Source organism: Nonomuraea sp. NPDC052116, assembly GCF_040680035.1.
Lineage (GTDB): Bacteria > Actinomycetota > Actinomycetes > Streptosporangiales > Streptosporangiaceae > Nonomuraea > Nonomuraea angiospora_A.
Window position 1 is genome coordinate 186,550 of the sequence record NZ_JBFAWA010000022.1, and the last position, 23,185, is coordinate 209,734.

Annotated in this window: 18 protein-coding genes; 4 read left to right on the plus strand and 14 right to left on the minus strand. The window is 71.6% G+C overall.

The features are described 5' to 3' along the window. Positions 1-9: 9 nt before the first annotated feature. The gene (locus tag AB0L65_RS36810; RefSeq protein ID WP_364255165.1) at positions 10-2,946 is read right to left on the minus strand and encodes a glycosyl hydrolase; all 2,937 of its coding nucleotides are present in this window, start codon (positions 2,944-2,946) and stop codon (positions 10-12) included. Positions 2,947-3,072: 126 nt separating this feature from the next. Here AB0L65_RS36810 and AB0L65_RS36815 point away from each other — a divergent pair, with 126 nt between their 5' ends. Beyond that, entirely contained in the window at positions 3,073-4,317 is a 1,245-nt protein-coding gene (locus tag AB0L65_RS36815) for a transposase (RefSeq protein WP_364255168.1), read from the plus strand. A 266-nt stretch (positions 4,318-4,583) separates the two neighbouring features. Here the strand turns inward: AB0L65_RS36815 and AB0L65_RS36820 are convergent, their stop codons facing one another. From AB0L65_RS36820 to AB0L65_RS36845, 6 genes are read right to left on the minus strand one after another with little or no spacing between them, the layout of a single operon-like run. Then, a complete protein-coding gene (locus AB0L65_RS36820) occupies positions 4,584-6,398 on the minus strand; it encodes a right-handed parallel beta-helix repeat-containing protein (protein ID WP_364255171.1) in 1,815 nt (604 codons plus the stop codon). Then, on the minus strand, positions 6,395-7,162 hold the full coding sequence (locus AB0L65_RS36825) for a hypothetical protein (protein WP_363966693.1): 768 nt from the start codon (positions 7,160-7,162) through the stop codon (positions 6,395-6,397). The genes AB0L65_RS36820 and AB0L65_RS36825 overlap by 4 nt, the downstream gene beginning before the upstream one ends. Before the next feature lie 8 nt (positions 7,163-7,170). Then, entirely contained in the window at positions 7,171-9,105 is a 1,935-nt protein-coding gene (locus AB0L65_RS36830; RefSeq protein ID WP_364255174.1) for a hypothetical protein, read from the minus strand. Between the two features lie 2 nt (positions 9,106-9,107). Continuing rightward, positions 9,108-9,878, minus strand: coding sequence for a carbohydrate ABC transporter permease (locus AB0L65_RS36835; protein ID WP_363966690.1), 771 nt, complete (start codon positions 9,876-9,878; stop codon positions 9,108-9,110). A gap of 32 nt (positions 9,879-9,910) precedes the next feature. Further along, positions 9,911-10,843: a sugar ABC transporter permease gene (locus AB0L65_RS36840; RefSeq protein ID WP_364255177.1), complete on the minus strand. Its 933-nt coding sequence runs from the start codon at positions 10,841-10,843 to the stop codon at positions 9,911-9,913. After that, positions 10,840-12,111, minus strand: a complete 1,272-nt coding sequence (locus AB0L65_RS36845) for an extracellular solute-binding protein (protein ID WP_364255180.1) — start codon at positions 12,109-12,111, stop codon at positions 10,840-10,842. Before AB0L65_RS36845 ends, AB0L65_RS36840 begins: the two co-directional genes overlap by 4 nt. Positions 12,112-12,272: 161 nt before the next feature. Between AB0L65_RS36845 and AB0L65_RS36850 the strand changes: the two genes are divergently transcribed. Then, positions 12,273-13,361 (plus strand): FCD domain-containing protein, encoded by a 1,089-nt coding sequence (locus AB0L65_RS36850; protein ID WP_364255183.1) that lies wholly within the window; start codon positions 12,273-12,275, stop codon positions 13,359-13,361. An 80-nt stretch (positions 13,362-13,441) separates the two neighbouring features. Here AB0L65_RS36850 and AB0L65_RS36855 read toward each other — a convergent pair whose 3' ends face one another. Continuing rightward, positions 13,442-15,844: a glycoside hydrolase N-terminal domain-containing protein gene (locus tag AB0L65_RS36855; RefSeq protein WP_364255186.1), complete on the minus strand. Its 2,403-nt coding sequence runs from the start codon at positions 15,842-15,844 to the stop codon at positions 13,442-13,444. A 191-nt stretch (positions 15,845-16,035) separates the two neighbouring features. On the opposite strand from AB0L65_RS36855, the gene AB0L65_RS36860 reads away from it, so the two are divergent. Beyond that, positions 16,036-16,914, plus strand: a complete 879-nt coding sequence (locus tag AB0L65_RS36860) for an aldo/keto reductase (protein WP_364255189.1) — start codon at positions 16,036-16,038, stop codon at positions 16,912-16,914. Positions 16,915-16,917: 3 nt separating this feature from the next. Next, positions 16,918-17,748, plus strand: coding sequence for an amidohydrolase family protein (locus tag AB0L65_RS36865; RefSeq protein ID WP_364255192.1), 831 nt, complete (start codon positions 16,918-16,920; stop codon positions 17,746-17,748). Here AB0L65_RS36865 and AB0L65_RS36870 read toward each other — a convergent pair. Genes AB0L65_RS36870 through AB0L65_RS36895 form a run of 6 tightly spaced genes read right to left on the minus strand, consistent with a single transcriptional unit; the run spans position 17,745 to position 23,172 of the window. Further along, positions 17,745-18,785, minus strand: coding sequence for an aldose 1-epimerase family protein (locus AB0L65_RS36870; protein ID WP_364255195.1), 1,041 nt, complete (start codon positions 18,783-18,785; stop codon positions 17,745-17,747). The two genes, AB0L65_RS36865 and AB0L65_RS36870, sit on opposite strands and share 4 nt — an antisense overlap. Then, a complete protein-coding gene (locus tag AB0L65_RS36875; protein ID WP_363966678.1) occupies positions 18,782-19,480 on the minus strand; it encodes an SDR family oxidoreductase in 699 nt (232 codons plus the stop codon). Before AB0L65_RS36875 ends, AB0L65_RS36870 begins: the two co-directional genes overlap by 4 nt. Further along, entirely contained in the window at positions 19,477-20,493 is a 1,017-nt protein-coding gene (locus AB0L65_RS36880; RefSeq protein ID WP_364255198.1) for a hypothetical protein, read from the minus strand. The genes AB0L65_RS36875 and AB0L65_RS36880 overlap by 4 nt, the downstream gene beginning before the upstream one ends. After that, positions 20,481-21,671, minus strand: coding sequence for a CoA transferase (locus tag AB0L65_RS36885; protein ID WP_364255201.1), 1,191 nt, complete (start codon positions 21,669-21,671; stop codon positions 20,481-20,483). The genes AB0L65_RS36880 and AB0L65_RS36885 overlap by 13 nt, the downstream gene beginning before the upstream one ends. Further along, positions 21,671-22,435 (minus strand): enoyl-CoA hydratase/isomerase family protein, encoded by a 765-nt coding sequence (locus AB0L65_RS36890; RefSeq protein ID WP_364255204.1) that lies wholly within the window; start codon positions 22,433-22,435, stop codon positions 21,671-21,673. The genes AB0L65_RS36885 and AB0L65_RS36890 overlap by 1 nt, the downstream gene beginning before the upstream one ends. Before the next feature lie 26 nt (positions 22,436-22,461). Then, positions 22,462-23,172, minus strand: coding sequence for a FadR/GntR family transcriptional regulator (locus AB0L65_RS36895; protein ID WP_364255207.1), 711 nt, complete (start codon positions 23,170-23,172; stop codon positions 22,462-22,464). Positions 23,173-23,185 lie beyond the last annotated feature (13 nt).

Here is a 23,185-nt window from a genome sequence, read left to right on the forward strand (position 1 = left end):
GTATGATGATCATGGTTCGAGGTCGGGGTGCAGGCGGGTCTCCACGTACGGGACGAGGCGGGCCGGGCCGATGAGGCCGTACGGTTGGCGGGTCAGGCCGCCGTAGACCGTCGGGTCCGTCACCCTGAGTCGGTTGCCGAGGGGTGTGGCTACTTCCACCTGGAGCCTGCGGACGCCACGGCCGAGGTCCACGACCGGGTTGAGCTGGTTCACGGGGGCCAGGCGGCGGTCGTCGGCGAGGACGCGGCAGGTGTCGGTGACCGCGCCGAGCTCCAGGTACGCCCCGCCCTCCAGCCGTACATCGGTGGTGTAAACGCCGATGCCGGAGGTGTCGGCCAGCTCGGGGATGTCCGACCAGGAGGTGAGCTGGTCGAGGATCAGCCGGTGCGTGGCAGTGCCCTCCGGGCGCCAGTCCTCGACCTCCAGCCGCCATGACGACAGGGGCACCGGCTCAGGGACCGGGCCGATCACGGTGGTGACGGTTCGGCCGTCGGAGAGCGTGGTGGTGTAGGTCCCGGCGCGGGAGGCGCGTACGACCAGCGTGCCCAGGTCGTACCGCACCAGGTCGGCGTCCGTCGTCACGGCGTGAGGTTCCTGCACCGGGCCGGTGCCGAAGAGGCCGGGGCGGCCGATGGCCAGAATCGTCGACTCGCCGGGGCGTAGCTTCACCCGTAGCCGGATCCCGTCGGTGTCGGTCGTGTAGAGCGCCAGGCGCTCGGCGCGGCCGGTCCACGGGTTCAGGAAGTACGGGACGCCGTCGCGGGCCGTGCGCGCCAGCGTGACGTCGTGGTCGATGGGTGCCACCGGTGGCTTCGGGTTCTCGGTGTGCTTGCCGTTGCAGAGGTAGTAGTAGTCCACGTCGCCGGCCACCCGGCGGGCTGCGAGGAGGGTGGATACGGTGGCGTAGCGCATGTCGGGCCGCACGCCGAGGGTGGCGAGCGCGGCCGGGACCTCCGCCTGGTCCGCGATCAGCCGGACGGACGGCTCGGCCAGCAGGTCGGTCAGAACCGCTCGAAGCCGCTCGTTCTCCCCCTCCGCGGCCACCCCCGGCACCGAGGCGGACCGCCACGCGCCGAGGAGTACGACGGGCAGCCCGGCCCGCGCGTACGACAGCAGCCGCCGCGCCACCGCGACCGTCATCGTGCACTCGGAGGCGTAGAAGCGGTCGCCCTCCACGAACAGCGCCTTGTAGGCGGGCCCGGAAGGCGCCAGCCGGCGGCCCGAGACGCAGGCGGACGGCAGGTCGAGCAGGGGTGCGCTGATGAACTGGTGGGTCCACCCGGTGGGGACGCCGCTCGCGGTGAACCAGGCGGCGCCGATGCCGGTCTTGGTGTAGCCGGTCTGGCGTAGGACCGCCACGTCCGCACGTGGTGCGCCTTCTCGCATGATCTGGTGGATTCGAGCGAAATATCGGGAAATGTCGGTGATGTGACGCCAGGTGGGTTGGCGCGGGCCCCAGGACTCGGCGTAGCCGACTGTCCCGGAGTAAGGGGTGAAGGCGGCGAACCCGGGCCAGGCCGCGCCCGGCGCCGTGGCGTAGGAGAAACCGTGCAGGACGGTCTGGTTGAGCCCCGCCGCGTACGCGCCCCCCATCGTGCGCAGCAGCTTCGTCCAGGTCGTCGTGTACGCCCCGCCCGCGTACGCCCCCGCCTCGCACGACAGCACCTCGCGCCCCGCCAGGTCCCGGCCCCCGGCCAGGCAGCGATAGTCGTCGAGGTTCTTGAAACCGAGCGACTCACCCTCGGCCACGTCCAGGACGGCCGCGGCGGCGATGGCGTCGGTCTGCAGCCCGTACGGCTGCGCGCGCAGCTCCAGGCCGATCGAATGCGCCCAGTCGCGCAGCATCCCGAAGTGGTGCTCGTTGAACAGCTCGGAGACCGTGTCCCAGTAGTCCTTGCGGGCATGCCTGGTCAGCACGGCGTCGTACGCGAAGACCGGGTCCTCGTCCGCCAGCACCACCACCGGCAGGTACGGTGCCAGCGAGTACCCCCGCCGCCGCTCGAACTCCGCGAGCAGCCCCGGCGTCCACGGCAGCGCGTCGCTCTCGATCTCGATGGAGTCCTCGAACAGCGCACCGCCCGCCCGCTTCAGCAGCCGCCGCACGGCGGGCGTGAGCAGCGTGGACTCCCAGTAGTCGATCACCGCCTGGGTTCCCGCCCGGCTGAAGTGGTCCACCACGTACGCCTCGGGCACGGTGTGCGGGCCGGACTCGGGACGCTGGCCCGAGCCCCGCTCCCAGTACGCGATCAGCACCCACTCGCCCTCGGCGGGCGCCGTCCAGTCGACGCGCCCGTCGCTCACGGGCACCCGTATCACCGAGGCGGGGTCGAGGCCGGTCTCCTTGCGGGTGGAGTTCGCGGGATCGAGCCGGGCCGCCTGGACCAGCAGCAGCGTACGCGCGGGATGCCCGGCGACGGCGGGCGGCGGCACCTCGCCCGCGTACGTGGCGCCACCGGCCACGGTGACCGAGCCGTGCGCCAGCTCCTTGACCGCGGCCGGGTGCTCCGGCGTGATCGTGGGGACGGCGGCCGGCCAGGACGGGCCGATGGTGAGGTCGATGGTCAGGCCGCGCCGGGCCGCTTGGTCGAGCGCGGCCTCGACGGCGGCGTTCCAGGCGGGGGTGCCCCAGCCGTGCCGGGCCGGGTCCAGCACGGACTTGTCGCGGATGCTGTGGTGCACCGCCGCGATCTCCGCCCCGCCGAACCCGGCGTCCGCGAGCACGTCCACCTCCCGCCGGATCTCGGCGGGATCGACGTGGGCGTCGGGCCACCACCAGCGCACCATCGGCCGCACGGCCCGGCGCGGCCGCGCGAACCAGCCCGCCCCGGCAGGACCGGCGATGGAGGCGGGCGAGCCTGAGGCGAAGGCGGAGGTGGGCGAGCCCGAGGCGAGGGTGACGGCGAGGGTCGCGGTGAAGAGGAAGCCACGGCGCGAGAGGTCGTCCATCAGAGTCTCCCGAGGTAACCGTCGTCTTCAGGCGACGGGGGAATCGGGAGCGGGAGGGCCGTCAAGGCCCGAGCGTGCCTTGACCTGTCAGGTCCGCGGGTCACAGATTTCCTTCCGGGTTTGTCGGTGCCAGCCGATATCGTGGTGGCCTCGTTACCGAGCGTGGGGGTGGGTGTGCGCAGGTCGTTCAAGTTCCTGCTGCGCCCCACCGGCAAGCAGGCCGCCGCGCTCGCCCAGTGCCTGGAAGACCACCGGGAGCTGTACAACGCGGCTCTCGAACACCGCCGTACGGCCTACCGCAAAGTCGGGGTGACGGTGCGCTACGGCGAGCAGTCGGCGGAGCTGAAGCACATCCGCGCCGACGACCCCGACGGTCAGGGCCGATGGTCGTTCTCCTCCCAGCAGGCCACCCTCCGCAGGCTGGACAAGGCGTACCGGGCGTTCTTCGACCGCGTCAAAGCAGGCCGCACGCCAGGGTTCCCGCGTTTCAAGGGCCGGGGTTGGTTCGACACGGTCGAGTGGCCCAAGGACGGCGACGGCTGCCGGTGGGACTCCCAGCCCCACTACCCGACCGCGACCTACGTGCGGCTGCAGGGCGTCGGTCATGTCCGGGTCCACCAGCACCGCCGTGCGCCGGGCACCGTCAAGACGATCAGCATCAAGCGGGAAGGCGCCCGCTGGTTCGTCGTGCTGTCGTGCGATGACGTGCCCGCACAAACCCTTCCCGCGACGGGCGCGGTCGCGGGTATTGACATGGGCGTCGCCTCGCTGGCCACGACCAGCGACGGCGACCACATCGACAACCAGCGGCACCTTGCCACCTCCGCGAGCCGTCTGGCAGCGGCCCAGCGAGAGCTCGCCCGTAAGAAACGAGGATCCAAGCGGCGCCGTAAGGCCGTCGCGCGGGTGGCGGCCCTGCACGCCAAGGTGCGGCGGCAACGCCTCGACTCGGCGCACAAGGCCGCGCTCGCGCTGGTCCGCGGCTACGACGTGATCGTGCACGAAGCGCTGAACGTCGCGGGCATGACCCGGCGTGCCGCGCCGAAACCGGACGGCGAAGGCGGCTACCTGGCTAACGGCCAGTCGGCTAAATCCGGGCTGAACAAGAGCATTCTCGACGCGGGCTGGTCCGCGTTCCTGACGATCCTGTCGCACAAGGCTGAAAGCGCCGGTCGAGAGCTGATCGCAGTGAACCCCGCCAACACCTCCCGTACCTGCTCGCGCTGCGGGCACTGCGCGAAGGAGAACCGTGTCACCCAAGCCGTCTTCCGATGTACGGGGTGCGGGTTTTACGCGCACGCCGACGTGAACGCGGCGATCAACATCTTGAGGGCAGGGCTTGCCCTTCGCGAGGCTGCGCAAGCGGCTTAGCGAGAAGCCGCTCCCTTCATAGAGCGGAGGAGTCACGATGCGTGCGCTCCAGGGGTGCGGGGTGCGGCGCCCGCGCGACGGACGCGGAAACAGGCTGCTGGGAGGCCGGACAAGCGGGCAGCCCCCGCCGCGATGCGACGGCGGGCGTCAGGTGTCGGACGGCGGACGGTGGACGGTGGGTGTCGGGCGGTGGTCGGCGGTGGGGCGAGGGCGAGGGGCGAGGGCGAGCGCGAGGGCCCGGCCGGGCCGGACCCTCGCGATGGCGTCTAGCTCGGGATCGGGTACGGGAACGCCCTCGTCACACCGATCTTGTCGTACTCCATCTTCGAGGTGTCGAAGCCGTCCGCCCAGTTGGCGTTCTTGACCTCGTTGCACTTGTAGGCCTGGTACTTGTCGTCGCTGACCTTGCCCACCTCGACGTTCTCGATCGAGAACCCGCAGCCGCCCGCGTCCATGTGGACGCCGCGCGTGCCGGAGTCCGGCATCTGCCCGGCGGGGTCGTTGATGACGTCGCCGATCACCATCTGCGAGACGTAGTTGTCGATCGGGTGCGGTTCGACGTTGTGCACGCCGTAGGTGTAGAAGGCGCCCATGTCACCGCTGTCGAGGCCGGTCTCCTCCAGGCGGATGTAGGAGAACCGGTTGTTGCGGGCGTAGTTGTCCTCGTTCTTGATCTCGGGGCGGACCTCCAGGCTGATGCCGTAGCGGGCGCTGTGCTTGACGACGATGTTGCTGACCACGTTGTTGCCGGTGTTCATCATCTCGATGCCGGCCGCGTCGCCGGGCACCAGCTCACCGACGTGGTAGATGTAGTTGTTGGCGAACGTGTGGTGCCCGGTGATGTCGCCCTCGCCGGGATACCCGCCCTCCACCTTGATGCCGTCGCCGCCGATGTTGTCCAGCAGGCTGTCGGTCACCTTGACGCGCTCGTTGGCGAAGAGCAGGAAGACGCCCGTGAACCCGCTGTCGGACAGGTGCAGCCTGGTCAGGTCGATGTCGCGGGAGTTCGTCACGGTGATCATGCCGAACCGGTTGCGCGGCAGCTCGATCTGCCGGTCGTAGATCGGGTACTTGTGCTCGTAGCCCGAGTCGCCGGCAGCGTTCCACCCGTAGCGGTACCAGTCGACGAAGTCGGAGTACTGCAGCGCCAGCCCGTCGAAGGCGAGGTTCTGCACCCGCCGCTCGGGCGAGGACCCGGCCAGCGAGATGAGCGTCTTGACGGTGGGCGCCACGACCTTGTCGATCGAGCCCTTCGGCCAGTAGTAGACCTCGCTGTTGGCGAAGTCGAAGTAGTACTCGCCCGGCTGGTCGAGGAAGCGCAGCGTGTTCTGCAGGAAGTAACGCGAGCCGCTGCGGCTGTTGACGAGGCTGAAGCGGGTGTCGTGGTTGAACGTGAAGAAGTTCTTGCGGAAGTCGGCCCCGCCCAGCGGCACGGTGTCGCTGAACCAGCTCCACGACCCGCCCGACCAGACGACCATCTGGGCGTTCTTGTCGAAGTCGGCGTCCCACTCCTTCGGGACGTCCTTGGGGTCGAAGAAGAGCCAGTTGTGCACGGCCTGGTACTCCGCCTCGGGCAACACCGAGAACAGGTACGGCGACCAGAGGTCGTCGCTGGTCCTGTTGGGGTAGCGGGCGGTGGTGGCGCGCTTGCCGTCCTCGAAGAGGGTGTAGAAGTTCCGGTCGACCTTGGTCTTGTAGATGTTGTCGTCGTACTTCTGCCAGCCGGTCAGTGGCCTGGCCCCGAGCAGCCTGGCCTTGCCGGGGCCGTCGGCGCTGCGGTAGATGATCTTGTGGCCGTTCTCGCCGGAGTCGGCCTCGGTGAAGGTGATCGTCTTGTCGACCACGTAGTCACCGGTCTTGAGGTTGACCACGATGTCGCAGTTCTGGTGGTACTTCTTCTTGGCCCGGAGCTGGTCGCGGGCCTGCTCGATGGATTTCCACGGGCGCTGGGCGCTGCCGTCGCCGCGGTCGCCGCCTGAGGGGGAGACGAAATAGTCGCACGTCTTGGCGGCAGCCGCAGGGGTCGGGGTCGTCAGTCCGCCCAGGAGTAAGACGACCGCGCCCAGGGACCTGAGGATCACTGGCTCTCCTTAACTTCCCGCCACCGCTCGTACTCGGCGCGGGTCTCGGGGGTGAGTGGGTAGTAGTCAGAAAGCGCCCCGCCCTCCTCGATGCGGGCGCGGCTGTAGCGCTCCCACTGCTCGTGGTCGGCGGCGGCTTCGAGCACCGACGTGGCGCGCCGGCGCGGCACGACCACGGCGCCGTCGTCGTCGGCCACGCACAGGTCGCCGGGCAGCGCGAGCGCCCCGCCCACGGCCACCGGCACGTCGTACGCCCACGGGAACAGCTCCGCCTGCGAGGCGTAATGAGGGGTCGCGCCCGTCGTCCAGAGCGGCAGCCCGATGCCGCTCACCCGGGGCAGGTCCCGGATCCGGCCGTCCACGACGATGCCCGCGCCGCCCTTGCGCTTGAAGTAACGCACCAGCATGTCGCCGAAGCAGCCGGTGTACGCGCTGCCGTACGCCTGCACGAGCAGCACGTCGCCCGGCTCGATCGTCTCCAGCACGGCCCACAGCGCGGTGTGCCGCTCGACGTACTCCTGGCCGAGCCCGGAGGCGATGTCCTCGCGCTGCGGCATGAACTGCAGCGTGCGGACCCGCCCGGCGATCTTCTGCCCCTGGGCGATGGGACGCGGTCCCTCGATGAAGGTCCGCCGGATGCCCTGGGCGTGCAGCTTGGCGCAGGCGGTGGCCGAGCTGATCCGCTTCAGCCCCTCCACGAGGACGGGGTCGGGTCCGGCGGGCAGCTGCCCGCGAACAGGCAGATCCCAGATGGCGTCGTCCATGTAACTCCTCAGTGGTACTGGTGTGACGGCGTGCGGACGCGCGCGGTCGTGTGCAGGTCGAGCCGGATGCGGCGGCCGGGCGGCAGCTCGACGACGAGGCGCGGCCCGTCCACCGTCACCTCCCGCTCGGACTCGGTGATCGGGGGAGTGGTGTAGGCGCGCGGGTCACCGGGGTAGTCCTCGTCCCCCCGGGTGACGACCGCGCGGTCGATGCGGTGCTCGCCGAACGCGCCCGCCTGGAGCACGACCCTGCGGGTGTGGGTGAGGCCGAGGTTGACCAGCTCGACGCGGGTGCCGTCGGGGCGTACCGAGTCGACCAGCGCGGCCACGTCCCGGGGCAGCCCCGGGCGGTGGCGGTCGGCGTCGAAGTAGGCCAGCCGGGTGGGCAGCAGCCCGCCGTTGTAGAGCACCTGCGGGGTGCCGGTGACGAGCTGCAGCAGCGCCTCGGTGAGCACGGGGTTGAGCCGCTGCCAGTGGTGCACGTGGATGGCGGACAGGTCCTCGTGGTCGGCGTCGATGAGCGCCATCCGGCGCTGCACCTGCCCGAGCGCGGTCGACAGCATGGCCTCGGGGAAGCCGGGGTTGGCGCCGCGCAGGAACTCCAGCCAGGGCGCCTCGTGCCCGGCCTCCTCCTTGTTCCGGAACGGGCGCACCGTGGCCCAGTCGTATCCGGAGGCGGCTCTCAGCCGGTCGAGCCGATCGGCGTCCTGCCGTCCGAGCGAGGTGTACCAGAGCCAGACGGGCAGGCCGAGCTGCGGCGGCTGGAAGTCGAACCAGCCACCGTCGTCGTGCCGGTTCGGCACCAGCATGGTGGGCTTGCCGGCCTCGTCGCCCAGCTCGGCCAGCCAGCGGTCGCTGGTGCTCATCTCCGTCTCGGTCACGCCGGCCTGGACGGCCTGGTCGTACACGATCTCCAGGGGGTCGCGGCCGATGGCGAGCGCGGCTTCGTCGCCGGTCAGCAGGTGGGCGTTGACGGCGGCGATCGCGGCGGCGGCGCCGACGCTGTAGAGGCCGTGCGGCCACTGCCAGCCGTAGGTGCCGCCGTACCAGCGGCCGCCGTGCAGCTCGCCGACCTCGCCGGACAGGCCCACGTTGTCGGGCAGGATCCCGCCGTTGGCCGCGGCCCGGCGCTCCCAGGCGCCGATGTAGCGCAGGGCCCAGTCGCGGTAGCGGTCGTCGCCGTCGTACAGCCAGGCGTTGACGGCCAGGCTGGTCGCGGCCAGGTTGACGGCCACGTCGCCGCGGCCGAGGCGCTCGTTCATGGCGGCGCCCATGCGGGCGGCGTTGCTCGGGTCGCCCAGGTCCGCCCACTCCGCGATGCCCGGCAGGTCGCGCAGCGGCAGGCCGTACGGCCGCATGCTGATCAGGTCGGTGTGGTAGGAGGCCCACTCCCACTGCAGGCCGTAGCGGGGGCCGCCGGCGCCGTTGTGCGGGGCGCGGATGATGTCGTGCTCGGCGTCGTAGTTGGCGGAGCCGGGCAGGTAAAGGTCGGCGAAGCGGCGGGCGCGCTCGCGGAAGCGCTCGTCGCGCGGGTCGGCGGCGCAGATGCCGTAGAACAGCAGCAGCGACTCGCCCTGGTGGAACCAGTCATAGCCGCGCTCGAACTCGTCCACCAGGTAGCCCAGCTCGGTGAGCTGCGCGGTCACGCCCTCCCAGTGGTGCTTCGAGGCGTCCAGCAGGTCGTCGGCCCCGCCCAGCTGGTAGAGCGTGGGCCAGTTGAAGAACGCCTCGTAGAAGTCGTCGGCGCCGTCCCGGTCGGCGGCCGGTCCGTGGTAGACGAGCCGCCCGTCGGGGCCGCAGTAGCGGGCGGCGAAGGCCCGCCAGGCCTCGTCGAGGGCGTCGAACAGCCTGCGCTCGAGCACCGCCCAGACCGGTGGCACGCCGAGCGGGACGGTCGCCGTGACAGAGGGACCGTTCGCGGGTCCCGGAGATACTGTCCGCATCTTCACCCTTTCGTTGCTCCGGCGGTCAGGCCGCTGATGATGTGCCGTTGCATGAAGACGAAGAAGACCAGCAGCGGGGCGATGGCCAGCAGCAGCGTCGGGAAGACCACCGTGTAGTCGGTGGAGTACTGGCTGACGGCCGCGTAGACGCCGGTGGTCACGGTGTAGAGGCCGCTGCCGGGGCCCAGGATGATCTGCGGGTTCACGAAGTCGTTCCACACCGAGAAGGTGTTGAGGATGACCATCGTGGCGACCGCGGGCCTCATCAGCGGGAAGACGATCTGCCAGAACGTACGCAGCCTGCCCGCCCCGTCCACGGCCGCCGCCTGGTCGAGCACGGCCGGGATGGTGGCGATGTAGCCGGCGTACAGGAAGATCGAGAACGGTAGCGTTAACACGGTTTCGAACAGCACGAACCCCCGGATGGTGCCCATCAGGCCGAGGGTCTTGAGCACGTACACGACGGGGATGACCAGCACCTGGCCCGGGATGAACGTCCCGGCCAGGAAGAACAGCATCAGCATCCGGAAGCGGCGCTTCGGGCTGCGCGCGATCACGTACGCGGCCGGCGCGGCCAGCACCACCGACAGCACGTTGACCGCCACCACGAACAGCAGCGTGACCGCGTACCCCTTGACCACGTTGAACTGCGGGTTCGTCAGCGCCCTGCCCAGCGGCTCCAGCGTGAGACCCCCCAGGCCGAACGGGTCGGCCAGGATGTCCTGCTGGCCCTTGAACGCGTTGACGGTCAGCACGTACAGGGGGATGAGCATGAAGGCGACGGTCGCCCAGAGAAACGTCCTTCTCACTGGTGGACCGCCAGTTCCCCGCGCCTGCGCAGCTTGGTCACCACGAACGCCAGCGCCGCCGTCACCAGCATGAGCAGCACCGACTGCGCGGAGCCGAAGCCGAGGCGGGCGTCGTGGAAGGAGTTCCACAGGATGAGGTAGGCGACGGTCTGCGTCTGCCCGGCCGGGCCGCCCGCCGTCAGCGACACCACCAGGTCGTACGTCTTGAGCAGCGTCACCAGCGACAGCACGATGTTGACCGTCACGGACGGGCCGAGCGCCGGGAGCGTCACGTTCCTGAACACCTGCCAGCGCGTCGCGCCGTCGATGCGCGCCGCCTCGATCAGGGAGTGCGGCACGGCCTGCAGCCCCGCCAGGTAGAGCACCACGTTGACCCCGAACCCGGCCCACACCAGCACCCCGATCATGGTGACCGTGGCCCACGCCGGGTCCGACAGGAACGGCAGCACCTCGCCGCCCCACTTCGTCACCAGGTTGTTGACCGCGCCGTTGGTGCCGAGGATCGCCGACCAGAGGAAGCCGACCACGAGGGCGCTGAGCACGTGCGGATAGAACAGAACGATCCTGAAGAACGTGTTCGCCTTCGAGGCGCCGTTCACCAGGAGGGCGAAGCCGAGGCCGAGCAGGTTGAGCCCGGCCGTGCCGGCGGCGGCGACCAGCAGGGTGACGAGGGCGGCGCGGCGCAGCTCGGGGTCGTCGAGGAGGTCGAGATAGTTGGCGGCGCCGACGAAGGCGGGGTCGGCGCTGAAGCCGTCCCAGTCGGTGAGGCTCAGGTAGAGCGCCAGGCCGACCGGGACGATCAGCATCACGGTGTAGAGGACGGTGGCGGGGGCGACCATGATCGTGGTGGCCCACCCGTCACCGCGCCTGGTCTTCGGAAGGGCTGGGGCTTCGGGGATGGCTGGGGGCGCTTCCCGGGTGAGCGTCATTTGCGGCCGGCCAGCCAGCGGTCCACGCCTTCGGCCACTTCCTTGGGCGACTTGCCCACGTACAGGCCCTGGACCTCGGTGTTCCACGCGGCGTTGAAGCCCTTGGGGAGGGTCGCGTCGCCGTACCCCTCACCCTGCGGGACGCCGGAGGGGGCGCTGTCGAGGATCTGCTGCACCTGCTTCTCCAGCGGGGTGAACTCGCGCTCCACGCCGGCCCGGAAGTTGCCGTCCTGCTTGAGCTGGCTCTTGACCGCCGCCTGGTCGGTGACGAGCCACTGCACGAGCTTGAGGGCCGCGTCCTTGTTCGGGGTGGACTTGAGGATCATGTACGGGGCCGCCATCGTGGCGCCCTGCGGACCCGGGTACGCCTGGCCCTTGTCGACCGGGGCCGGGAAGACGCCGACCTCGAAGTCCTTCGTGGACTTGGCCTCGGCGGCGGTGAACCAGCTGCCCATCACGTACATGGCGGCCTTGCCGGACAGGAACGCGGTCTCGGCGTCGGCGTACTTCGTGCCCAGGGCGTTCTTGTCGACGTAGCCCTTGTCGATCCAGGTGCGGTAGCGCTCCAGGTAGGGCAGCAGCGACTCGCCGGCCTTGAGCTTGTCCGCCTTGACGTCCTGCTGCCAGGTGGGGTGGAGCTGGGCGCGCGACGGGCCGGAGAACTGCAGCAGCTGGAGCCCGGTCAGGAACTCGCCGCCGGTCTGCAGCGGCAGCCACCCGGCCGTCTTGAGCTTGCCCATGGCGGCGTCGAACTCGTCGAGCGTGGCCGGCGGCTTGTCGATCCCGGCCTTGTCGAACGCGCTCTTGTTGTAGAAGACCAGCGACTGCGCCTGCACGCCGACGCCGACCGTGTAGATCTTGCCGCCCAGGCTCGCCTCCTTGGCCAGCGGCGTGTCCTTCGCCCACGGCTGGTCGGTCAGGTCGAGCATCTGCTTGGAGAGCGTCTCGTCCGCCGTCAGCGTCTCGACCACGTCGGGCGCGTTGCCCGCCGCGAGCTGCTGCGGCAGCGTGTCGGCCACGCCCTTGCCGGTCGGCGCCTCGACCTTGACGTCGACGCCGGGATTGGCCTGCTCGAACGGCTTGACCAGGCCGTCCCAGTACGCCTGGGTGAGGTTCGGGGTGATGTTGACCAGCATGCGCACGGTGATCTGGCCGCCCTCGCCCTGCTTGGCCTGCGAGTCGCCGGCGAAGCCACCCCCGCCGCAGCCGGTGAGCAGGAGCAGGCAGCTGAGGGCTGTGGGGGCGAGGAATGGATGGGGGGAACGCATCGCACCTCCAAGGGGGCGAGATCTGCGACGCCTTTTAATGGGTCGATACTCGATTAGCGATTATTTAATACGTTGGTCACATGGCCCCGTCAAGGGGCTATGTGGTGCTACAAATAAGTTTCCAGCGGATGACTGAGTCATAAATACGTTAAGGTGGGGTCGTGGCTGGACGCGATGACGACAAGCGGCTGGTGCTGGGCGAGGAGGAGCGCTCCGCGCTGCGCGAGTGGGCCGAAGGGTCCTCCGGGGGGCTGGGGTTGCGCAGCCGGATCGTGCTCGCCTGCGCGGACGGGCTGCCGCGCAAGGAGATCGCCGACCGGCTCGACGTGAGCCCGGCGACGGTGGCCAAATGGCGGGCCCGCTTCGTGGAGCGCGGGCTCGACGGGCTGGCGGACGCGCCCCGGCCCGGCCGCCCGCGCACCGCGGAGCGGCAGGAGGCCGAGCGTGTGATCGCCGCCGCGGCCGGCGGCACGGCCGTGCCCTCGACCCGTACGATGGCGCGCCAGCTCGGGCTGTCGCAGTCGACGGTGGCCCGGATCTGGCAGGAGCAGCAGATCGCGCCGCCCGCGGCCCGGCTGCTGCCCAGGGAGCTCCTGTCCGACCGCGTCTACGCGCTGCTGCGCGGGTGGATCGTCTCGGGGGAGCTGGTGGCGGGGCAGCGGCTGGTGGAAGCGGAGATCGCCCGCCGGGTCGGCACCAGCCAGGCCCCGGCGCGTGAGGCGATCAAGCGGTTGGCGCACGAGGGGCTGGTCATCTCCTATCCCAACCGGGGGAGCTACGTCGCGGAGATCTCGGACGAGCAGGCCCGGGAGGTCCGTGACATCAGGGTGCTGCTGGAGGAGTATGCCGCACGGGGCGCCGCCGCCCGCATCCAGGCCGACACCCTGCGGGAGCTCTCGGCCGACGTGCTGGCCATGCGGCAGGCCGCCCAGGACGGGGACATCGGCGCCTTCCGCGACGCCGACCTGGCCTTCCACCGGCGGGTCTGCGCGGCGTGCGGCAACTCGTTCCTGCTGCGGCTGTGGCGGACCATCGAGTCGAACCTGTGGAGCCTGCACGTGGTGGGCAACCCGCTGTACGACGGTGACTGGACGGCCATGGCGGGCCACCACGACGACCTGGTGGCGGCCCTGGCGTCGGGTGACCCGGACGAGGCGGCCCGCCTCTTCGCCGCCCACGCCCGCGGCGAAGCCTCCCGCACCCGCCCCCGCACCCGCACCTCCCCACCCCCGCCCACCGCCACCGTCTGAGCGGCACCGCGTCCGGACGGGGTGCGGTGGAGCCCGGCGCCCAGGCAGGGCGCTTGCCCGGGCGGGGCGGGCGGCGGGGGTCAGGGGGACGGGGTGAGGTCGTAGGTGGTGCCTCGGCGGGTGTCGAGGACGACGACGTTCGGCTCCGGGCGGGAGACCGTGACCGGGCGCCCGCCCGACGTCACCGTCACCGGCGCGGCAGTCCGGAGGGTGAGTTCGCGGCCCAGGTCCGAGCGGATCCGCCCCCCGGTCAGCGCGCCCGCGCTCCACGACAGGTTCACCTCGAAGCCGCCCCGCGCCCGGAAGCCCCGGATCGACCCGGCCGGCCAGGCGGCGGGCAGGGCGGGCAGCAGGTGCACCTGGTCCCCGTGGCTCTGCAGCAGCATCTCCGTGATCCCCGACGTCCCGCCGAAGTTGCCGTCGATCTGGAACGGCGGATGCAGGTCGAACATGTTCGGCGCCGTACGGGCGGGCAGCAGCAGGTTCGACAGCCGCTTGTACGCCTCGGGAGCGTCCAGCAGCCGCGCCCAGAAGTTGATCTTCCAGGCGAGCGACCACCCCGCCCCCGCCTCGCCGCGCAGCTCCAGGGTGCGCCGGGCGGCGGCGGCCAGGTCGGGCGACAGGCGCGGGTCGATCTGGTGGCCGGGGAAGAGGCCCCACAGGTGCGAGATGTGGCGGCTGCGCGAGAGCGCCGCGTCCCCCCGGTAGTCCTCCTGCCACTCCTGGATCTGCCCCAGGTGCCCGATCTGGTTGGGGACGAGTTTCGACCGGGCGTCGGCGGCCTTGGCGCGCATGTCCGCCTCGACCTCGAGAATCTCCGACGCCTCCGAGAAGGCCCCGAACAGGTCCCGCAGGATCTGCATGTCCATGGTGGGCCCGGCGCAGATGCTGACGTTCTCGCCGCCGTCCTCGTGGTGCCCGACCTCCGGGGAGTGCGACGGGTTCGTCACCAGGTAGCCGCTCCGGGGATCGGTCTGCAGCGTGTCCAGGAAGAACTCCACCGACCCCTTGATCAGCGGGAAGTGCTCGCGCAGGCGCCGCTCGTCCCCCGTGTAGAGGTAGTGCTCCCAGAGCATCAGGCACAGCCACGCCCCGCCGCTGGGCCACACGCCGTAGAAGGCGAAGTCCACGGGCGCCGTCCCGCGCCAGCCGTCGGTGTTGTGGTGCGCCACCCAGCCCTTAGCGCCGTACTGCGCCGCGGCGGTCTTCGCCCCCGTCTCCGCCAGGTCCTTGATCAGGTCGAACAGCGGGTCCATGCACTCGACCAGGTTCGCGGGCGCGGCGGGCCAGTAGTTCATCTCGCAGTTGATGTTGATCGTGTACTTCGACTCCCACGCGGGCGTGAGCGAGTCGTTCCAGATGCCCTGCAGGTTGGCGGCGTAGCCGGGCGAGCGGGAGGAGGAGATCAGCAGGTAGCGCCCGAACTGGTAGTACAGGGCGGCCAGCCCCGGGTCGGTGTCGAGCTGCTTGCGCGCGATCCGCTGGTCGGTGGGGAGCGCGGCGGCCTCCGAGGTGCCCAGGTCGATCTCGAGCCGCCCGAAGAGCCGCTGGTAGTCCCGTACGTGCTTGCGCTTCAGCACCTCGTACGGCTGCCCGCACGCACGCGTGAGATGCCGGCCCGCCACCTCGGCCGGGTCGCCGCCGACGTCCTTGTAGCTGCGGTAGCTGGAGCCCATGGAGATCAGCAGCGTGACCTCGTCCGCCCCCTCGACGATCAGCGTGCCGCCGTCGGTGCGGACCGCGCCGCCGCGGGCCTCCGCCCTGGCCAGGGCCCGGAAGCGGACCTCGCCCTTCAGGCCCTGCGTGTCGGCGCTGACCCCGTCCAGGGCGATGGAGTCGCGGCCGGCGGAGGAGGTGGAGGACGCCTGCGGGCTGGTGAAGGCCGCCTGGAACGTCACCGCGCCGGGCTTGTCGGCCGTGTGTCGGACGACGACGACCTGGTCCGGGTTGCTGGCGAAGACCTCGCGCGTGTGGCGCACGCCGTCGCGCACGTACGTGACCGTGGTGACGGCCCTGGACAGGTCCAGCTCGCGGCGGTACTCCGTGAACTCCGCCGCGCCCGGGAAGGTCAGCGTGAGGTCGCCCAGCACCTGGTACGGCGCCTGCTCGCTGGGCTTGCCGAGGAACTTCTTGTCCGCCAGGTTCTGGGCGGCCTGCCACTTGTCCTCCCAGACCAGCCGCCTGATCTCGGGGAGCGCGGCCAGCGCCTCGGGGTTGTCGTAGTCGTGTGGCCCGCCGGCCCAGATGCTGTCCTCGTTGAGCTGCAGGCGCTCGGTGGCCACGCCGCCGAAGACCATGGCCCCGAGCCGCCCGCACCCGATAGGCAGCGCCTCCAGCCAGGCCGCCGCCGGGCGGTCGTACCAGAGCTTGAGCGGGCCGGCGGCCGTGGAGGCGTGCGCGGGGGTGGTCACGAGCAGGGACCCGGCCGCGGCGCCTAAGCCGGTCTTGAGTACGCCTCGTCGTGTGTAGCCGTCGTTGGACACCGTCACTCCTGTTCCAGAACACGGTGGAGGGGAGCGCATGGATGCGTACGACCTGTCCGGCTCAGCAGCCACTCACAGGGACGCCACAAGCGCGGTGAACGTAGGATGTATCTTTACGCGAAGGAGTCATCTGATGTCCATACCTCCCGCAGATCTAGTCGAAAGATGGGATCTCTGCTAGGTTGCCGATCATGGAGCAGCTCGGACGCAGCGGCGTCGGCGTATCCCGGATCGGCCTCGGCACCGCGCCCCTGGCCGGGCTCTACACCGCGGTCGGCGACGAGCAGGCCGCCGCCACGCTCGACGCCGCCTGGTCCGCGGGCGTCCGCTACTTCGACACCGCCCCCCGCTACGGCTCCGGCCTGGCCGAGCGGAGGCTGGGAAGCTTCCTCGCGGGCGTCGACCGGTCCGAGGCGACGGTGTCCAGCAAGGTCGGCGCGCTGCTCGGCCCCGCCAGGCGCGACTACACCGTGGAGGGCGTCTACGCCTCGCTCGCCGCCAGCCTCGAACGCTCCGGGCTCGACGCGTTCGACATCCTGCTCATCCACGACCCCGACGACCACTGGGAGGAGGCCGTGCGGCACGCCTACCCGGCGCTCGCGCGGCTGCGCGAGCAGGGCGGGGTGCGGGCGGTCGGCGTCGGCATGACGCAGGCCGAGATGCTGGTCAAGTTCGTGCGGGAGACCGACGTCGACTGCGTGATGGTGGCCGGCCGCTACAGCCTGCTCGACCGCACGGCGGCCGACGAGCTGCTCCCGCTGTGCGCCGAGCGCGGCACCGGCGTGCTGGTCGCGGGGGTGTTCAACGGCGGCATCCTGGCCGACCCGGGGCCCGGCGCGTACTACGACTACGCCCCGGCGCCCGAGCCCGTGCTGAAGCGGGCGCGCGGCCTGGCCGAGCGCTGCGCCGCGTACGACGTGCCGCTCGCGGCGGCCGCGCTCCAGTTCCCGTTGCGCCATCCGGCCGTGACCGGCATCGTGGTCGGCGCCCGCAGCCCCGAGGAGGTGGCCGAGGACCTCGCCCTGGCCGCCACCCCGATTCCCGAAGCCCTCTGGACCGAGTTGGACTGAAGCATGACCCGTATCGACGCCCACCACCACATCTGGGACCTCGCCGCCCGCCCGCACGGCTGGCTCGACCCCGAGCCGATGGCGCCCATCCGGCGCACCTTCACCCTCGACGACCTCGCCGGGCCCGCGGCCGCGGCCGGAGTGACCGCGACCGTGCTGGTGCAGGTGCTGCCCGAGCTGGCCGAGACGCGCGAGTTCCTGGCGCTGGCCGCCGAGTCCGACCTGGTCGCGGGCGTCGTCGGCTGGATCGACCTGACCGCGCCCGACGCCGCCGACACCCTGGCGGGCCTGCCGGCCGGGCTGGTGGGCGTCCGCCACGGCGTCCAGTCCGAGCCGGACCCCGACTGGCTCACCCGGCCCGACGTGCGCCGCGGGCTCGCCGCGGTGGCCGCCGCCGGGCTGGCGTACGACCTGCTCACGCTGCCGCACCAGCTCCCGGCCGCCGTCGACACCGTGACGGCCATGCCCGAGCTCACGTTCGTGCTCGACCACCTGTCCAAGCCGCCGATCGCCACCGGTGAGCTGGAGCCGTGGCGCGGCCGGATCCTGGAGCTGGCCGCCCGCCCGAACGTCTACTGCAAGCTGTCCGGCATGGTCACCGAGGCCGACTGGGCGTCCTGGCAGGTGGCCGACCTGCGGCCGTACGCCGAGACCGTCCTGGAGGCGTTCGGGCCCGAGCGGGTGATGTTCGGCTCCGACTGGCCGGTCTGCCTGCTCGCGGCCGGGTACGACCAGGTCGCACAGGCCGCGGACGACCTGTGCGCCGGGTTGTCGGAAGGCGAGCGGGCCGAGGTCTTCGCCGGCACCGCCCGCCGCGCGTACCGGCTGCACTAGGAGACGCGGAAGGTCGTCTGATACGTCCGCGACTCCTGCGGGCCCAGCCAGATCATGCTGCCGTCCTCCCGCGCCGCCGCGTCGCCCGACACGTGGTGGGTGGACGGCTCCAGGCCGACCGCGTAGTTGCCCGAGCGCAGGTTCAGCCACTCGAAGAAGTACGGGAACTCCTCCGCCCGCCACTCCACGGTGACCTTCATCCCGAGCCGGTCGTTGGCCACCGCCACCCGGTGCAGCCCGTCCGCGCCGGGGTTGAGCGCGTGCTCGTACACCTGCTCCACGAACCCCGGCGCCGGCCCCGGGAAGGTCACGTGGTCGGCCTTCTGCTCGGCCACGCTGTCGCTCTGCCAGAGCGTCTCGCGGATGTCGGCCTCCAGCCGGGCGCCCTCGTCGAGCAGCGGCCAGCCCAGGTTGATGTGGTAGAGGAACATGTGCGGCGCCGGCTCGAACCCGGCGTTGGTGACGGTGTCGACGAGCCTGATCTCGTCGCCGCCCAGGTCGGCCTCGATGCGGCGGACCAGGCGCAGGTTCTCGGCGAACACCGCGGCCTGGCGCACCTCGCCCTCGGCCCACAGCACGCAGCGGTCGCCGTCCCAGCGCTCGCCGTACCCGGTGAGCCGGGCCGGGAGGTTGCCGGCGCGGCCGTGCAGCCCGTGCCGCACCGACTTCCGGGGCGGGTAGCGGTAGGTGCCGGCGGGCACCTCGCCCCCGAACAGCGTGTGGTCGAGCCCGGCCGTGACGATGAGCCCGGAGAACGAGCGCAGCCAGGACAGCCCGTCCTCGTCGGCGTTCTCGTGCAGCCCGGGGTGGCGGAAGCCGGTGGGGGAGCGCCAGCCGAACGAGCGCCCGGCGTGCTCGGCGTGCCCGATGTCCATGCACCTGTCCACCAGCACGTCGAACGCCAGCCCCGAGCCGGTGCGGAACTCCAGCGTCCGGATGCCCCGCTCGACCCCGTCCCCGAGCGTCACCAGCCGGACCCCGCCGGCCGCGCTCAGGTCCCCGGTCAGCTCGGCCAGCCGCCTGCGGTCCGGCGTCATGCCATCACCCACCCTCCGTTGACTTCGATGGTCTGGCCCGTGACGAACGACGCGTCCGGGCCCGCGAGGAACGACACCACGGCCGCCAGTTCGTCGGGCGTGCCACGCCGCTGGAGCGACTGCCGCTCCAGGACGAACCGGTTGTACGCCTCGGGGTCCTCGTGGATCTCCTCGGCCGCCGTCGGGAACGCGCCCGGCGAGACGCAGTTGACCCGGATCTCCCGCGGCCCGAGCTCGCGGGCCAGCGCCCTGGTCAGCGCCGCCGCCGCGCCCTTGGTGGCCACGTACGCGGCCAGGTCGGACCAGCCGCCGTGCATGGTGATCGAGGCGATGTTGACGATCGCGCCGCCCGAGGTCATCTGCCCGGCCGCGTGCTGGGCGGCCAGCCAGTAGGCCCGCTGGTTGACCGCGTGCACGTCCTCGTACTCGGCCAGCGGCACCTCCAGGAACGGCCTGGCGGGGTAGATCGCCGCGTTGTTGACGAGGATGCCGACCGGGCCGAGCCGCGCGGCCGTCTCGGCGAACGCGGACTCGATCGCGGCCGGGTCGCGCAGGTCCACCTTGAGGTTGAGCGCGCCTTCGAGGGAACCGGCGTCGAGGTCGAGCGCCGCCACCTGGTGGCCGTCGGCGGCCAGCCGGCGCACGATCGCCCTGCCGAGCGCTCCGGCGGCGCCTGTCACGAGCGCCGTGGTCATGTCTGCCTCCATTCCTTGTGCAGGTCGCGGAGCAGGTCGCGGGGCCGGACGCGGGCGAGCAGCCCGTCGCGGACCAGCGCGGACGACCGCTCCTGCAGGGCGATGTAGCCGGGGAAGCGCGGCCTGATCCAGGCGGCCTCCAGGGTGGCGAGCGTGCGGTCGCCCTGCCAGGCCGAGCGGGCCGCGGGCTGCCCGCCGGTGGCCGGGAACAGCTCCGTCTGGACGGGCTCCGACACCAGGCGGCGCAGGTGGGCGCGGACGGCCTCGCGGATCGAGCCGATGCGCCGCCTGGAGACCACGAGCCCGGTGCCGCCGAGCACGCTCCCGGGCGGCTCGCCCGGCCAGGCGGGTGCGTCCGAGAAGGTCAGAGGGTAGGTCACGTAGCCGTACAGAAGGGGGCAGAAGTCGGCCCCGCCGGCCGTCATGGTGTCGAGCACGCCGATCGGGTTGAGCAGCGACACGTCGCGGTCGGACCGCGCGAGCAGCTCCGACATGAGCTCCAGCGCCCGCGCCCCGGCCGCCTCGTCGAGGAAGTCGCCCGAGCACAGCGCGCAGAACATGAGGAACGCGTGCGGCCCGCCCAGGCACAACGCCATCCGCGCCTCCCGCGCGAACTCCGCCATCTCCGGCCACGTCCTCGGCACCTCGACGCCGGGCCCGGCCGCGCTCACCTGGGTGGCCGCGTCGAGCGGCAGCGCCCACTGGCGGCCCTCCAGGTGGTAGCTCTCGTAGCTCCTGCCGACGAACCGCGTCTCCACCGGTTCGTCGAACAGCTCGTCCATCGGCACCAGCGCGTCCATGGCCGCGCCCAGCCCGGGATGGTCGATCACGAGCACGTCGTACGTCTCGCACAGCTTCGCGATCGGCTCCGACTCGAACCCCTCCAGGGGCTGCCGGTCCCACTCGATCGGCTCCGGCACGTCCCCGTAGGGGTTGTCCCCGGCCAGGTCGAGCCGGGTCAGCTCGTCCAGCGGCGCGTACCCCCGGGGATGGTCCCAGGTCAGTCCTCGCATGCCAGCACGCCCTCCGCCACCAGCTCGGCCGTGCGGTCCGGCGGGTAGCCGAGCTCCTCCAGCAGCTCCCTCGTGTGCTCGCCGACCAGCGGCGCGCCCCGGCGCACCCGCGGCGGGGTGGCGCTGAAGCCGTAGGGGAAGCCGGGCGTGGTGACCGTGCCCTCGGTGCGGTGCTCGTACGTGACGAACGAGCCGTTGTGCTTGACCTGCGGGTCCGCCACCAGCTCCGCGTACCCGTACACCGGGCCCGCCCACAGGTCGTGGCGGGCGCAGATCTCCAGCCACTCGGCCGTCGTCCGCTCCGGCAGCCGCCCGGCGACCATCGCGGTGATCTCGTCGCGCCTGGTGTGACCGTCGGCGTCGCCGTCCATGGCGGCCAGCTCCGGCAGGTCGAGGGCGACCGCGAGCGCGTCCAGCCGGGGCATCCCGAGCGCGAGGTAGCCGTCCTTGGTGGCGAACACCCCGTACGGCGCGCGGATGTAGGTGTGGCCGTGCGGCTCGTGCCCGCGCCGCTGCGGCACGCCGCCGACCGTGAAGATCGACAGCTCCTGCATCTGCACGGCGACGGCCGCGTCCAGCATGTTGACGCTCACCCGCTGGCCCTCGCCGGTCCGCTCGCGGTGCAGCAGCGCGGCCAGCGCGCCCTCGAAGGCGCTGTAGGCGGTGATGGCGTCGATGGCGTACGTGCCGGCGGGCGCGGGCGGGTCGCCGTCGCGGCCGGTGCTCAGCATGGCGCCGCTCATGGCCTGCAGGAGCAGGTCCTGGCCGGGTCTCGACACGTACGGGCCCGTCTCGCCGTACCCGGACATGGAGACGTACACGATGCTCGGATTGATGGCGCGGATCGTGTCGTAGTCCATGCCGAGCCGCTCGGCCACGCCGGCGCGGTAGTTCTGCAGGAACACGTCCGCCGTCGCGGCCAGCTTGTGCACGATGGCGCGGCCCTCGTCGGACTTGAGGTTGACGGCGAGGCTGCGCTTGTTGCGGTTGAGGGACAGGAACGAGGCGTTCACCTGGTTCCCCGTCGCCCCGCCCGCCGGGGCGTGCCGCTGCCACTCGCCGGTCACCGGCTCCACCTTGACCACGTCCGCGCCCAGGTCGCCCAGCCGCATGGCGGCCAGCGGGCCCGCCATGGCGATGGACAGGTCGACCACGCGGTAGCCGTCCAGGACGCCCATCAGCGCCCCTCGAAGACGGGCTCGCGGCGCTCGGCGAAGGCGGCGCGGCCCTCGGCCGCGTCCTGCGTGGCGAAGCAGACGGTCTGCAGGTCGCGCTCGTACTGGATGGCCTGGTCGAGCGGCATCGAGTAGGCCGCCTTGAGGTTGGCCTTGGCGGTCTGCGCGGCGATCGGCGGCCGCCTGGCGATCGTCGCGGCCAGTTCGAGAGCCGCCGGCACCAGCTTCTCCTGCGGGAACACGTCGGTGACCAGCCCCCAGCTCTGAGCACGGGCGGCGTCTATGGGGTCGCCGGTGAGCAGCATCGTGGCGGCGTTGCCGGGCCCGACGGAGTGGGCCAGCAGCGCCGACTGGCCGCTGCCGCCGATCCAGCCGAGCTTGACCTCCGGCGCGGCGAACGTCGCCGTCTCGGCCGCCAGGCGGATGTCGCAGGCCATGGCCAGCTCCAGGCCGCCGCCGTAGGCGTAGCCGTTGACGGCCGCGATGATCGGCTTGCGCAGGGCGCGGACCGCGTCGCCGTAGTCGCCGCGGTTGCGGAACTCCCACGGCGTGGCGTACTCGTCCAGCTCGCGGATGTCGCTGCCGACGCAGAACGAGCGCTCGCCCGCGCCCGTGAGCACCGCGACCCGGATGGCGGGGTCGGCGTCCACCCGGCCCAGGCAGGCACGCAGCGCGGCGGCCATGTCAGGGGTGATCGCGTTGAGCTTGGCGGGTCTGTTGAGGGTGACGACGGCCACGGGGCCGTCCACGTCGATGAGGACGTCCAAAGTCAGCTCTTTCTTGCTGGAGATAGCTAGCAGCAGAGGCGTACGTGCTGCTCGGCGTCGGCGCGGGCGACCTCGACCACCTCGCGCATGGCCTCCTCGGCCTTGCGGTGGTGCCGTCGCCTGATCGCCAGCGCCACGCGCTCGTGGCCGGGCAGCGTTTCCTTGTTGTGCGCGACCGAACGGGTGTGCACCTGCCGTACGGAGCGCAGGGCGATGCTGATCATGTCGTAGATGTAGAGCAGCAGGTCGTTGTCCGCCGCGGCGAACACCGCCTTGTGGAAGGCCAGGTCGGCCTCGATGAAGGGTTCGGGGTCGTCGACTGTGGCGTACAGCGCGGCCAGGGCCTCGTCGATGCGCCGCACCGCGACCGCGTCCGCCCGCTCGGCCGCCACCCTGGCGGCGCCCGGCTCCAGCGCGACCCGCAGGTCGGCCAGCATCTGGATGTCCCGGGGGCGCGGCTCGGGCTCGAACCGCCAGCTCAGGACGTCGGGGTCGAGCAGGTTCCAGGACTCGCGCGGGCGCACCCTGGTGCCCGCGCTCCGCCTGGTCTCCAGCAGGCCCTTGCCGGCCAGGACCTTCACGCCCTCCCGGACCGCGGAGCGGCCGATGCCCAGCTCGCCCACCAGGTCCTCCTCGATGGGGATGGACGTGCCGGGAGCGAGCTCGCCCGTGACGATGCGAGGGCCGAGGGCCTGGACCACCTGGGCGTGCCTGTCCCGCTTGGGATCGATTGCCACGCTCCGGACGCTA

What these genes read in the sequence shown, in the direction of transcription:
- AB0L65_RS36810 (WP_364255165.1), bottom strand. Translation starts at nt 2,946, where the DNA reads ATGGACGACCTCTCGCGCCGTGGCTTCCTCTTCACCGCGACCCTCGCC.
- AB0L65_RS36825 (WP_363966693.1), bottom strand. Translation starts at nt 7,162, where the DNA reads ATGGACGACGCCATCTGGGATCTGCCTGTTCGCGGGCAGCTGCCCGCC.
- AB0L65_RS36830 (WP_364255174.1), bottom strand. Translation starts at nt 9,105, where the DNA reads ATGCGGACAGTATCTCCGGGACCCGCGAACGGTCCCTCTGTCACGGCG.
- AB0L65_RS36835 (WP_363966690.1), bottom strand. Translation starts at nt 9,878, where the DNA reads ATGCTCATCCCCCTGTACGTGCTGACCGTCAACGCGTTCAAGGGCCAG.
- AB0L65_RS36840 (WP_364255177.1), bottom strand. Translation starts at nt 10,843, where the DNA reads ATGACGCTCACCCGGGAAGCGCCCCCAGCCATCCCCGAAGCCCCAGCC.
- AB0L65_RS36845 (WP_364255180.1), bottom strand. Translation starts at nt 12,111, where the DNA reads ATGCGTTCCCCCCATCCATTCCTCGCCCCCACAGCCCTCAGCTGCCTG.
- AB0L65_RS36860 (WP_364255189.1), top strand. Translation starts at nt 16,036, where the DNA reads ATGGAGCAGCTCGGACGCAGCGGCGTCGGCGTATCCCGGATCGGCCTC.
- AB0L65_RS36865 (WP_364255192.1), top strand. Translation starts at nt 16,918, where the DNA reads ATGACCCGTATCGACGCCCACCACCACATCTGGGACCTCGCCGCCCGC.
- AB0L65_RS36870 (WP_364255195.1), bottom strand. Translation starts at nt 18,785, where the DNA reads ATGACGCCGGACCGCAGGCGGCTGGCCGAGCTGACCGGGGACCTGAGC.
- AB0L65_RS36875 (WP_363966678.1), bottom strand. Translation starts at nt 19,480, where the DNA reads ATGACCACGGCGCTCGTGACAGGCGCCGCCGGAGCGCTCGGCAGGGCG.
- AB0L65_RS36880 (WP_364255198.1), bottom strand. Translation starts at nt 20,493, where the DNA reads ATGCGAGGACTGACCTGGGACCATCCCCGGGGGTACGCGCCGCTGGAC.
- AB0L65_RS36885 (WP_364255201.1), bottom strand. Translation starts at nt 21,671, where the DNA reads ATGGGCGTCCTGGACGGCTACCGCGTGGTCGACCTGTCCATCGCCATG.